The organism is Cupriavidus pauculus (genome assembly GCF_003854935.1).
In the GTDB taxonomy this organism is placed as follows: domain Bacteria; phylum Pseudomonadota; class Gammaproteobacteria; order Burkholderiales; family Burkholderiaceae; genus Cupriavidus; species Cupriavidus pauculus_C.
On the sequence record NZ_CP033969.1, the window covers coordinates 678857 to 690950 of the forward strand.

Annotated in this window: 12 protein-coding genes; all 12 read right to left on the bottom strand. The window is 70.7% G+C overall.

Annotation, left to right across the window (positions count from 1 at the left end; translation table 11 throughout):
* Nucleotides 1-25: 25 nt before the first annotated feature.
* The 12 genes from bioD to EHF44_RS04880 all read right to left on the bottom strand — a co-directional run bounded on the left by bioD (nucleotide 26) and on the right by EHF44_RS04880 (nucleotide 12094).
* Nucleotides 26-784, bottom strand: a complete 759-nt coding sequence (gene bioD / locus EHF44_RS04825; RefSeq protein WP_124682700.1) for a dethiobiotin synthase — start codon at nucleotides 782-784, stop codon at nucleotides 26-28.
* Complete coding sequence (bioF, locus tag EHF44_RS04830) at nucleotides 781-2001, bottom strand: 8-amino-7-oxononanoate synthase (RefSeq protein ID WP_124682701.1); 1221 nt, start codon at nucleotides 1999-2001, stop codon at nucleotides 781-783. The genes bioD and bioF overlap by 4 nt, the downstream gene beginning before the upstream one ends.
* A complete protein-coding gene (gene bioA / locus EHF44_RS04835; RefSeq protein ID WP_124682702.1) occupies nucleotides 1991-3397 on the bottom strand; it encodes an adenosylmethionine--8-amino-7-oxononanoate transaminase in 1407 nt (468 codons plus the stop codon). Before bioA ends, bioF begins: the two co-directional genes overlap by 11 nt.
* Nucleotides 3398-3723: 326 nt before the next feature.
* Nucleotides 3724-4509: an enoyl-CoA hydratase/isomerase family protein gene (locus EHF44_RS04840; protein ID WP_124682703.1), complete on the bottom strand. Its 786-nt coding sequence runs from the start codon at nucleotides 4507-4509 to the stop codon at nucleotides 3724-3726.
* Nucleotides 4510-4537: 28 nt separating this feature from the next.
* Nucleotides 4538-5473 (bottom strand): dienelactone hydrolase family protein, encoded by a 936-nt coding sequence (locus tag EHF44_RS04845; RefSeq protein WP_124682704.1) that lies wholly within the window; start codon nucleotides 5471-5473, stop codon nucleotides 4538-4540.
* A 58-nt stretch (nucleotides 5474-5531) separates the two neighbouring features.
* Nucleotides 5532-7139, bottom strand: coding sequence for a carboxyl transferase domain-containing protein (locus EHF44_RS04850; protein WP_124682705.1), 1608 nt, complete (start codon nucleotides 7137-7139; stop codon nucleotides 5532-5534).
* Nucleotides 7140-7202: 63 nt separating this feature from the next.
* Entirely contained in the window at nucleotides 7203-7628 is a 426-nt protein-coding gene (locus tag EHF44_RS04855) for a YchJ family metal-binding protein (protein ID WP_124682706.1), read from the bottom strand.
* A complete protein-coding gene (locus EHF44_RS04860) occupies nucleotides 7625-8305 on the bottom strand; it encodes an HAD family hydrolase (RefSeq protein WP_124682707.1) in 681 nt (226 codons plus the stop codon). The genes EHF44_RS04855 and EHF44_RS04860 overlap by 4 nt, the downstream gene beginning before the upstream one ends.
* On the bottom strand, nucleotides 8302-8961 hold the full coding sequence (locus EHF44_RS04865; RefSeq protein ID WP_124682708.1) for a 2-hydroxychromene-2-carboxylate isomerase: 660 nt from the start codon (nucleotides 8959-8961) through the stop codon (nucleotides 8302-8304). Before EHF44_RS04865 ends, EHF44_RS04860 begins: the two co-directional genes overlap by 4 nt.
* 66 nt (nucleotides 8962-9027) lie before the next feature.
* Complete coding sequence (locus tag EHF44_RS04870) at nucleotides 9028-10158, bottom strand: acyl-CoA dehydrogenase family protein (protein WP_124682709.1); 1131 nt, start codon at nucleotides 10156-10158, stop codon at nucleotides 9028-9030.
* Between the two features lie 12 nt (nucleotides 10159-10170).
* On the bottom strand, nucleotides 10171-10851 hold the full coding sequence (locus EHF44_RS04875) for an SDR family oxidoreductase (RefSeq protein WP_124682710.1): 681 nt from the start codon (nucleotides 10849-10851) through the stop codon (nucleotides 10171-10173).
* A gap of 34 nt (nucleotides 10852-10885) precedes the next feature.
* Complete coding sequence (locus tag EHF44_RS04880; RefSeq protein ID WP_124682711.1) at nucleotides 10886-12094, bottom strand: acetyl-CoA C-acetyltransferase; 1209 nt, start codon at nucleotides 12092-12094, stop codon at nucleotides 10886-10888.

Consider the following 12094-nt stretch of genomic DNA (forward strand, 5'->3'; position numbering starts at 1 on the left):
GCGAATTCGGTTTGTCGGGCGCGGGTCAGGCGTGACGCGGCGCGCCGGTTTCGGCGGAGGGACCGGGCAGCGGGCTGGCAAACAGCGGCGCGAGGTCCAGGTGCTGGGCGGCGGCGGCCGGGGCCACCTGCCAGGGCAGCTCGCCCAGCAGCGGCGCGTCCAGCGCGTCCTGCAGCGTGACGATGTTCTCGGTGGGCAGCAGCATGTCCGGGTCAATGCGGTTGGCAATCCAGCCGGCCAGCTTCAGCCCGCGCGCGCGTACCGCCTCGGCGGTCAGCATCGCGTGGCTCAGGCAGCCCAGCCGCACGCCCACCACCATGATCACGGGCAGGTCCAGCATCACGGCCAGGTCGGCGGTGGTCCACCGCACGGCGCCCACGTCCAGCGGCACCACAAAGCCGCCCACGCCCTCCACCACCACGGCGTCGGCCTTGCGGCGCAGCACCTCTAAGGCGTCGCGGATCGGGCCGCGCGTGATGCGTTCGCCCTCCAGCGCGGCGGCCAGGTGCGGCGACGCCGGCGTGCGGAAGAAGAACGGGCACATCTCTTCCTGCGGCACGATCACGGAGCCCGCCGCGCGCAACTGGTCGACATCGTCGTTCTGCCAGCGGTCGTCCAGCCATTCGCCGCCGGCCGCCACGGGCTTCATGCCCACGGTGCTGTAGCCGGCGCCGTGCAGCGCGTGCAGCAGCGTGGCCGTGGCGTGCGTCTTGCCCACGCCGGTGTCGGTGCCCGTGACAAAGCAGGCAAAGCGCGCGGGACGGTGGGTTCGGATGGCGGTCATGCGGCCTCCCGTAGCACCTGCGGCGTGGCGCGGGCGATGGCGTCGAGCAGGCGCGCCACGTCGGCCGCCGTATGCGACGCCGACAGCGTGATGCGCAGCCGCGCCGTGCCGGCCGGCACCGTGGGCGGCCGGATCGCGCCCACGCGGATGCCTTCGGCCTCCAGCGCGGCGGACAGCGCCAGCGACGCGGCGTTGTCGCCCACGATCAGCGGCTGGATCGCCGTGTCGCTCGCGCCCAGCGTCCACCCTGCCTGCGCGGCCAGCCCCGCCAGCCCGGTGCGCAACTGCGCGATCAGGTCGGCCAGATGGGCGCGGCGGCTGCGGCCTTCCTCGCCGCCGATGATCTCCAGGCTCGTCAGCAGCGCGTGCGCCACGGCCGGCGGCGCGGCAGTCGTGTAGATATACGGGCGCGCCGTGTTGACCAGGTGCTCGACGATGCTCTCGTGCGCGGCCACGAACGCGCCGGCCACGCCGGCCGCCTTGCCCAGCGTGCCGATGTAGATCAGCCGCTCGGCGCGCAGCCCCAGGTGTTCCAGCACGCCCCGGCCGTGCGCGCCGAGCGCGCCAAAGCCGTGCGCGTCGTCGACCACGATCCACGCGTCGTGGCGCTCGGCCAGCGCCAGCAGCGCGGCCAGCGGCGCGATGTCGCCGTCCATGCTGAACACGCTGTCGGTGACAATCAGCTTCAGCGTGCCCTGGCTGGCCTGCAGCAGCGCGTCCAGCGCCTGCACGTCGCCGTGCGGATAGCGTTGCACGTCGGCCCGGGCCAGCCGCGCGCCGTCGATCAGCGACGCATGGTTCAGCGCCTCGCAGAACAGCGTCGCCCCGGCCGTGCCCAGCGCGGTCAGCACCGCCAGGTTGGCCATGTAGCCGGTGCAGAAGTACAGCGCCTGCGCCTGCGGGATGTGCGGCGCCAGCCAGCGCGCCAGTTCTTGTTCCAGCTGCGCGTGCGCCAGCGAATGGCCGCTGACCAGGTGCGACGCGCCGCTGCCGGCGCCGTAGCGGTGCGCGCCCTCGGCCAGCGCGTGGGCGATCGACGCATGGTCGGCCAGCCCCAGGTAGTCGTTGCTGCAGAACGTCAGCAGCGGCGTGGGCGTGGCGTCGACGGCGCCCACCGACTGGTGCGGCGCGCAAGCCGTGTGGGCGATGCGGCGGCGGCGCGTCAGCGACTGCGCCTCGCGCTCGGCGGCGGCGCGCTTCAGGTGGTCAAGCAGCATGGCGAACCTCCTGCGCGGCGCCGATCACCGCGTGCAGCGTGGCACGCAACTGGTCGCCCAGCCACGCCGCCAGCGCGGCATCGAACACGTACGGCGGCATCACGTACAGCGTGTGGCCAATCGGCCGGACCAGCACGCCGTGCGCGCGCGCGGCCAGGTGGAAGCGCGCGGCAAAGTCGGGGCCGGCGGCGGCCGGGTCGATGTCGGCCGCCCAGATCAGGCCGCGCTGGCGCACGTTCGTCACGCGCGGGTCGGCGGCGATGCCGGCCATGGCGGCGGCCAGCCACTGCGCGCGCTCGCGGTTGCGGGCCAGCACGTCGTCCTGCGCGAACAGGTCCAGCGTGGCCAGCGCCGCGCGGCACGCCAGCGGGTTGCCGGTGTACGAGTGCGAATGGAGGAAGCTGCGCGCGATATCGTCGGCCACGAACGCGCGCTGCACCTCGGGCCGCGACAGCACCAGCGACAGCGGCAGGTAGCCGCCCGTGATGCCCTTGGACAGGCACAGGAAATCGGGCCAGCCATGCGCCGGCACCGGGTCGCCGCCGCGCGCCTGTTCCCAGGCGAAGAACGTGCCGGTGCGGCCGCAGCCCACCGCGATCTCGTCGGCGATCAGGTGCACGCGGTAGCGGTCGCACAGCGCGCGGGCGCCGTCCAGGTACGACGGGTCGTACATCGCCATGCCGGCCGCGCCCTGCACCAGCGGCTCGACGATCAGCGCGGCGATCTGGCCGGCGCGCTCGCGCAGCAGCGCTTCGAGCGCGGCCAGCGCGCGGGCGGCCACGTCGGCCGGCGTCTCGGCACCCACGGCCTGGCGCGCATCGGGCGACATCACCACGTGGGCGCGGCGCGTGAGCGGGTCGTAGGCGTCGCGGAAGATCTCCACGTCGGTCACGGCCAGCGCGCCCACCGTCTCGCCGTGGTAGCCGTGGCGCAGGCAGACGAACTCGCGCTTGGCCGACAGGCCCGTGTTGCGCCAGTAGTGAAAGCTCATCTTCAGCGCGATCTCGACGGCCGAGGCGCCGTCGGACGCGTAGAACGCATGGCCCAGCGCGCCGCCGGTCAGCGCCGACAGGCGCTCGGCCAGTTCCACGGCCGGCGCGTGCGTGCAGCCGGCCAGCATCACGTGTTCCAGCGTCTGCAACTGCCGGGTCAGCGCCGCGTTGATGGCCGGGTTGGCGTGGCCGAACAGGTTGACCCACCACGAGCTGATGGCGTCGAAATAGCGGCGGCCGTCGGTATCGACCAGCCACGGGCCGTCACCGCTGGCAATGGCCAGCGGCGGCTCGTTGGCCGATGCGTCGGGACGCAGCCGCGTGCAGGGATGCCAGACGGCGCGCTGGCTGCGCGCCGCGAGCGTGGCATCGCCCGTCGCGGATTGGGGGACAGGATGTGTCATGGGACCCTCCTTGGATAAGCCATGACCCGCCACGCCGGGCACGGCAGCGGCTGCCGGGGCGGTGCGGGATCGGGGGAGGCTCATGGTAGGAAGGTCCTTGGACGGTTGGCAAATCGCGTGGCGCTGGCCGTTTGGCGTCGCGTTAGGCGAGGTTGGGCGATGTTCGGGGCGCTGGTGGCGAGTGTGGCACCTGGGTGGACGGCTTTTGCGTGTAACGTCGGCCAAGATTTCGTGATGACCGGGGCGCTGGCCCTCTCCCCCAGCCACATCGGCATGACTGCCGCCGCGGGCTGACCTGGGAGCGGGCTGGCATCGCCATCACCGGCCTACACCTTCCACGCCGGTGCGCGCTTTTCCAGGAACGACCGCACGCCGTCGCGGCCTTCATCCGAGGCGCGGATGGCGGCGATGCGGTTGGCGGTGTCGGCCAGCAGGTCGCTGTCGATGGGGCGGCCAGACACTTCCTGCACCAGGCGCTTGCTCTCGCGCACGGCGTTGGGGCTGTTGGCGGCCAGCGTGGCGGCGATCTCGGCCACTTTCTCGTCCAGGTCCTGCGGCGGCACCACGGCGTGGACAAAGCCCAGGCGCAGCGCCTCGGCGGCGTCGAACCGTTCGGCCGTGATGAAGTAGCGGCGCGCGGCCTGCTCGCCCATCGCGCGGATCACGTACGGGCTGATGGTGGCCGGCAGCAGGCCCAGCCGGGCCTCGGACAGGCAGAAGTTGGCCGTTGCCGACGCCACGGCGATGTCGCACGCGGCCACCAGGCCCATGCCGCCGGCGTAGGTATCGCCCTGCACGCGCGCGATCACGGGCTTGGGGCAGATCCAGACCGTGTGCAGCATCTGGGCCAGCGTCAGGGCGTCGGCGCGATTCTCGTCGTCCGAGTAGCCGGCCATCTTCTTCATCCAGTTCAGGTCCGCGCCGGCGCAGAACGCCGGGCCGTTGCCGGCCAGCACGATGGCGCGCACCTCGGGCGTGTCGCCCAGCGCGCGGAAGGCGCCGGTCAGTTCGGCAATCACGGTCTCGTTGAACGCGTTGCGCACGTCGGGCCGGTTCAGCGTGACCGTGGCAACGTGGCGCTCGGCCGTCACGGTCAGGGTGGTGAATTGCATGGTTCTGTCTCCGGTAGATCGGTCGTGATCAGGATGCCTGGCCGGCGGGCCGGCCCCGGACCGGCAGCGCCCGCTCGGGCAGTTCGTCGAACGGCAGCCCCAGGTGGCGGAAGAACGCTTCTACCTCGGGCAGCCACAGCGCCACGCCGGCGCGGTTGCTGAACAGCCGGTGCGAGTCGCCCTCGAACTCGCCCACGTCGACAAAGCGCGCATCGGCGGCCGGGCCGCGCGCGTTGGCCTTGTAGCTGTTGAACATGCGCTCCGGCAGCGGCCACGGCCAGTAGCTGTCGTTGGCGCCGTAGATCCACAGCGACGGGTAGCGCGCGCCGCGCCCGTAGTCGCCGAACGCGTCGATCAGGTTGTTCTCCCAGCCCACGCAGTTGTCGTTGCGCAGGCCGCCCGCGAAATTGACCACGCCCAGCACGCCGGGGTAGCCAATGGCCGACAGCGCCATGGTCGACAGCCCGCCGTGCGACTGGCCCAGCACCACGATGCGCGCCGGATCGACGTAGGGCTGCTGCGCCAGGTAGTCCAGCGCCGCCACCACGTCCTCGGCCTGCATCATGCCGTTGCCGCGCACGTCGCAGCTGCCGCCCACGTACTGGCCGCCCGATTTCGAGAAGCCCTGGCGCATGGGGAGCGCCACCACGTAGCCGCGCCGCACGAACTCGGCCGATTGCGCCGCAAAGCGCGCCCGGCCCTGGAACGCGGGCTTGCCCGGCGACTTGCCGTGGTTGATCACCACGAGCGGGAACGGGCCGTCGCCGGCCGGGCGGATGATCGTCGTCTCCAGGTCCATGGTGGCCTGCGCGTTCACCTTCGGCACCATCACCACCTGTTCCACGGCCTGCGGCGGCAGCGCGGCCTGGGCGGCGGCGGGGCCGCACCCGGCAAGGCCGGCCAGCGCGGCAAGCGCGGCAAGCACGGCCAGCGCGCGGTGCAGGGAGGGAACAGCTCGGGACATGACGACGACCAACCTTCCAGTCAAACTCGATAACAAACGTTAAGGGCCACGCCCGGCATCACATGCGGAAGACGCCGAACTTCATCTCGCCGATCGGCGCGTTCAGGCTGGCCGACAGGCCCAGCCCCAGCACCGTGCGGGTCTGGGCCGGGTCGATCACGCCATCGTCCCAGAGCCGCGCGCTGGCGTAGTACGGATGGCCCTGGCGCTCGTACTGGTCGCGGATCGGCGCCTTGAACGCCTCTTCGTCGCCGGGGCTCCACTGGCCGCCCTTGGCCTCGATGCCGTCGCGGCGCACCGTCGCCAGCACGCTCGCGGCCTGCTCGCCACCCATCACCGAGATCCGCGCGTTCGGCCACATCCACAGGAAGCGCGGCGAATAGGCCCGCCCGCACATGCCGTAGTTGCCGGCCCCGAACGAGCCGCCGATGATCACCGTGAACTTGGGCACCTGCGCCGTGGCCACCGCGGTCACCATCTTGGCGCCGTTGCGCGCGATGCCTTCGTTCTCGTACTTGCGGCCCACCATGAAGCCCGTGATGTTCTGCAGGAACACCAGCGGAATCTTGCGCTGGCAGCACAGTTCGATGAAGTGCGCGCCCTTCAACGCCGATTCCGAGAACAGGATGCCGTTGTTGGCCACGATGCCCACCGGGTAGCCCCAGATCCGCGCGAAGCCGCAGACCAGCGTGGTGCCGTAGCGGGCCTTGAACTCGTCGAACTCGGAGCCGTCGACGATGCGGGCGATGACCTCGCGCACGTCGTACGGCTTGCGCGTGTCGGTGGGGATCACGCCGTACAGTTCCTCCACCGGGTACAGCGGCTCCACCGGTTCGTGCAGGCGGATCTGGTCCGGCTTGCGGCGGTTCAGGTGCTGGACGATGTTGCGCGCCAGCGAGAGCGCGTGGTGGTCGTTCTGGGCAAAGTAGTCGGCCACGCCGGACAGCCGCGTGTGCACGTCGGCGCCGCCCAGGTCCTCAGCGCTCACTTCCTCGCCGGTGGCCGCTTTCACCAGCGGCGGGCCGCCCAGGAAGATCGTGCCCTGGTTCTTGACGATGATCGACTCGTCGCTCATGGCCGGCACGTAGGCGCCGCCGGCCGTGCACGACCCCATCACCACGGCAATCTGCGGAATGCCTTGCGCCGACAGGTTGGCCTGGTTGTAGAAGATGCGGCCGAAGTGGTCGCGGTCCGGGAACACGTCGTCCTGGTTGGGCAGGTTGGCGCCGCCCGAATCGACCAGGTAGATGCACGGCAGGTGGTTCTGCTCGGCAATCTCCTGCGCGCGGATGTGCTTCTTGACCGTCATCGGGTAGTACGTGCCGCCCTTGACCGTCGCGTCGTTGCAGACGATCACGCATTCCTGGCCCGCCACGCGGCCGATGCCGGTGATGATGCCGGCGCCCGGCGCGGCGTCGTCGTACATGCCGTAGGCGGCAAGTTGCGACAGTTCCAGGAACGGCGTGCCGGGGTCCAGCAGTTGCTGCACGCGGTCGCGTGGCAGCAGCTTGCCACGGCCCAGGTGCTTGTTGCGGGCATCCTCGCCGCCCCCTTCGGCCAGCCTGGCGATTTTCTGACGCAGGTCCGCCACCAGCGCCTGCATGGTCTCGGCGTTGGCCTTGAACGATTCCGAGCGCGCGTTCAGTTTGGTTTCCAGCGTGGGCATGTCTCTTCCTGTGGATGCTTGTTGTCTAGCCTGTTCCTGCCGGGTCCGGGGCGGGCGGTGCGGTCAGTCCGGCTCCCGGACCGTGCCGTCGACGTAGAGCCAGCGCGCCGGCGTGCCCGGCTCGCGCGGCTCGAAGACGAAGCGGCTCAGTTCCTCCAGCCGATGGGCGCGCCCGCCCACCTTGTAGCGCGCCACGAAGGCCACCGTGGCGTGGGTGTCGTCCTGCTGCGCGTGCGAGCGCACCGTCAGCCCCAGCCAGCGCGTGCCCGGATCGGGCGACAGGTCGTCGGGGCAGGTGGACACATGCCAGGTCTGGCGCAGCCAGCCTGCGTCGCCCAGCACGTAGGCGCTGTAGCGCGAGCGCATCAGCGCCTCGGCCGTCTGCGGCATGGCCTCGCCGCGATGAAAGCGGCCGCAGCACGTGGCGTAGGCGCCGTTGCCGCACGGGCACGGCTCGCTGGCGGCGCCGGCCGCGCGCTTCCTGGTCATCCGAGCAGCTCCGGCAGGTCGCGCATGTCGGTGAACACGGTCCGCACGCCGGTGGCGCGCAGCGCGTCGGCATCCGTACGGGCGGCGTAGCCGAACACGGTCATGCCGGCCGCCACGCCGGCCGTGGCGCCGGTGGGGCTGTCCTCGATCACCGCGCAGCGCGCCGGGTCCACATTCATGGTGCGGGCGGCCAGCAGGTAGACGTCGGGCGCCGGCTTGCTGTGCTCCACCTCGCTGGCCGTGAAGATGTGCTCGCGCGTGTCGTCGGTGAACAGGTCCAGCAGCGCCGTGTGCGTAAGCTGGAGCTTGACCTTGATGCGGTCCGCGCCGGACGCCACGCACACGGGCAGGCCGCGCGCCTTGATCGCCTCGATCGTCTGGCGGATGTGCGGCACGGCCTCCAGCTCCTCGATCAGCGCGGCGTCGCGGCGCACGAACCATTCGGACAGGAAGTTGCGCGGCAGCGGCTTGCCGAGGCGGGCCTCGATGTTGCCGAGTTCGTCGCGCACGGCGCGCCCGAGGAACCATTGCATCGATTCCTCCAGCGTGATCTCGATGCCGAGTTCGTTGAGCACGCGGTTCAGCACGCGATGGACGATCGGCTCGCTGTCGACGAGCACGCCGTCGCAGTCGAAGATCACGCAATCGAAACGGGCGGCCTGGTTTGCTGCGGTCATGCGGGTTTCTTTTCCTTGGAAAGTTCGTTGCCGCCGACGGCGCGCAGTTCGGTCTGCCGCCGGCTCTTCAGGTGGGCCTCGACCTGCTCGAAGCGGTCGAAGCCCCAGAACGGCTCGCCGTCGATGATCACGAACGGCGACCCGAACACGCCCTTGGCCATCGCCACGTCGATCTCGGCCTTGAGCTGGTCCTTGATCTGGTAGCTCGTGGCGCCTTCGTTCATCGCCACCGGGTCGATGCCCAGCGCCTCGGCCAGCCTGCCCAGCTCGGCCGGCTCGGCGATGTTCAGGTCGTCGACGAACAGCGCGCGGTACACGGCCTTGGCAAAGCTGGCGGCCAGGTCGGCGCCGTGGTGGTTCTGCAGCCAGAGCATGGCGCGGGCGGCGTGCTGCGTGGGCAGCGGAAAGTGCGTGGGGCGCTTGTACTCGATGCCGTGGAACTGCGCGGTGCGCTCGAAATCGCGCCAGCAGTACTCGCCCTTGAGCGGGATGGACGGCAGCGGCGACGAGCCCGTGGTCTTGAACACCACGCCCAGCAGCACCGGGTGCCACAGCACGCCGCGCCCGTACTTCTGCGCGAGTTCGTCGATGCGGGTGCTGGCAAAGTAGCCGTAGGGCGAGGAGAAATCGAAGTAGAAGTCGATGGGGGCGGTCATCGCAGGGGGCTCCGGTTCGGGTACGACGGCGTGGACGGGGACGGTTTCAACGGGACGGCGGGTACATCATCCTAGCGCGCGGGCGATCAGGATCTTCTGGATGTCGCTGGTGCCCTCGTAGATCTGGCACACGCGCACATCCCGGTAGATCCGCTCGACCGGGAAATCGTTCACATAACCGTAGCCGCCGAACACCTGGATGGCGTCCGAGCACACGCGCTCGGCCATCTCGCTGGCGAACAGCTTGGCCATGGCGGCCTCCTTGAGGCAGGGGCGGCCGGCGTCCTTGAGCGACGCGGCGTGCCAGACCATCTGGCGGGCCACCTCGATCTGCGTGGCCATGTCGGCCAGCCGGAACTGCACGGCCTGGTGCTGGAACAGCGGCTGGCCGAAGCTTTCGCGCTCCCTGGCATAGGCCAGCGCCGCCTCGAACGCCGCGCGCGCCATGCCGATGCTTTGCGACGCGATGCCGATGCGCCCGCCTTCGAGCCCGGACAGCGCCATCTTGTAGCCGGCGCCCTCCTCGCCCAGCAGGCAGCCGGCCGGGATGCGGCAGTCCTCGAACACGATCTGCGCGGTGTCCGACGAGTGCTGGCCCAGCTTGTCCTCCAGCCGCGCGACGATGTAGCCGGGCGTGGACGTGGGCACCAGGAACGCGCTGATGCCGCGCTTGCCGGCCGCCTTGTCGGTGACGGCCATCACGATCGCCACGTCGGCATGCTTGCCGCTGGTGATGAACTGCTTCACGCCGTTCAGCACGTAGTGGTCGCCGTCGCGCGTGGCCGTGGTGCGCAGCGCGGCGGCGTCGGAGCCCACGTGCGGCTCGGTCAGGCAGAACGCGCCGAGCATCTCGCCCCGGGCCAGCGGCACCAGCCACTGCTGCTTCTGCGCGTCGCTGGCGAAGGCCATCAGCATGCTGCACACCGGGCAGTTGTTGACGCTGATGACGGTGGACGTGCCGCCGTCGCCGGCCGCGATTTCCTCCAGGATCAGCGCCAGCGACAGGTAGTCGAGCCCGGCGCCGCCCAGTTCCTCGGGCACGGCCACGCCGTAGGCGCCCAGGCGCGCCAGTTCGCGGTGCACGTCCTTGGGAAAGGTCTTGTCGCGGTCCCACTGGGCGGCCTGCGGGGCGATGACGTCCTGCGCGAACTGGCGCACGGCGTCGCGGATCATTTCCTGTTCGGGGGTCAGCAGCATGGGCGTCGGGCCTTACCAGGGGATGGGCGAGCCATCGTAGTTGTGAAAGCTGCCATTGTCGTGATGCGTCAGGCCGGCCAGCGTGCGGCGCATGCCGGCCACGCTCTGCTGTGGCTTCAGGTCGGCGTTGGGGCCGCCCATGTCGGTCTGGACCCAGCCCGGATGCAGCGCCACGCAGATGGCGTGCCGCGCGTCCAGCGACACGGCCTTGACCACCGCGTTGGCGGCGGCCTTGCTGACGCGGTACATCCAGGCGGCGTTGCTTTCCATGCCGCCGATGCTGCCCATCTTCGACGACAGCACGGCCAGCACCCCGCCCCGGCCGTGATTGCCGGTCTCGACGAACGGCAGCACCAGCGGCAGCGCCATCATCGGGCCCAGCACGTTGGTGTGCATCACGGCGTCGAAGTCCTGCCGCGGCACGGGCTGCGCGCCTTCCGTGCGCGGGCCGATCACGCCGGCGTTGTAGATCGCCACGTCAAAGCTCTCGCCGTCGAGCTTCCAGCCCAGGCCGGCCACCTGGCCGGCGTCGGTCAGGTCCACCTGGTGGGCCTCGGCGCCCAGCGCCGCCAGCGCGGCGACGCCTTCGGCGCTGCGCGCGGCGGCCACCACGCGCCAGCCGTCGGCGCGGTACTGCCGGACGAATTCGAGACCGAGACCCCGGGAAGCCCCAAGGACGAGCGCGGTAGGCATGGCGAGACTCCAGCAGGTTGCGGGAAAGATGCGGTCAGACGATTTCGATGCCGACGGCCGTGGCTTCGCCGCCGCCGATGCACAGGCTGGCCACGCCGCGCTTGCCGCCGGTCTTGCGCAGCGCGCCGATCAGCGTGGTCATGATGCGCGCCCCGGACGCCCCGATGGGGTGCCCCAGCGCGCACGCGCCGCCGTGGATGTTCACCTTGTCGTGCGGAATCTTGAGGTCGTGCATCGCCGCCATCGGTACGACGGCGAACGCTTCGTTGATCTCGAACAGGTCCACGCTGTCGGTGGTCCAGTCCAGCTTGCGGTAGAGCCTGGCAATGGCCTCCACCGGCGCCGTGGTGAACCAGCCCGGCGCCTGGGCGTGCGAGGTGTGGCCCAGCATGCGGGCCAGCGGCTGCAGGCCCAGTTGCTTTGCGGTGGATTCGCGCATCATCACCAGCGCGGCGGCGCCGTCGTTGATCGACGACGAAGACGCGGCCGTGATGGTGCCGTCCTTGGCAAAGGCCGGCTTCAGCGACGGGATCTTGTCCACCTTGATGCGGCGCGGGCCCTCGTCGGTGTCGATCACCGTGTCGCCGCCCTTGCCCGAGACCGTCACCGGGGCGATTTCCCAGCGGAAGTCGCCGGACTCGGTGGCCCGCTGCGCGCGGCGCACCGATTCCATCGCAAAGGCGTCCTGCTGTTCGCGCGTGAACTGGTACTTGGCGGCGCAGTCCTCGCCGAACGTGCCCATGGCGCGGCCCCCGCCTTTCTCGTCACGAATGTAGGCGTCTTCCAGCCCGTCCAGCATCATGTGGTCGTAGATCATGCCGTGGCCGATGCGGTAGCCGCCCCGGCCCTTGGGGATCAGGTACGGCGCGTTGGTCATGCTTTCCATGCCGCCGGCCACGGCGACATCGAACGATCCGGCCAGCAGGCCGTCGTAGACCGACATGGCCGCGCGCATGCCCGACCCGCACATCTTGTTGACCGTCGTGCATGCCACGTCGAGCGGCAGCCCGGCGCCCAGCGCGGCCTGCCGCGCCGGTGCCTGGCCCTGCCCGGCGGGCAGCACGCATCCGAAGACCACCTCCTGCACCTGCTCCGGCCGGATACCGGCCCGCTCCACGGCCGCGCGGATTGCCGCCGCGCCAAGCTGGGGCGCCGTCAGGCTGGCCAGCTCGCTCTGGAACGCGCCCATCGGGGTGCGCGCCGCGGAAACGATGACGATGGGATCGCTGGAAGGATGTTGCAT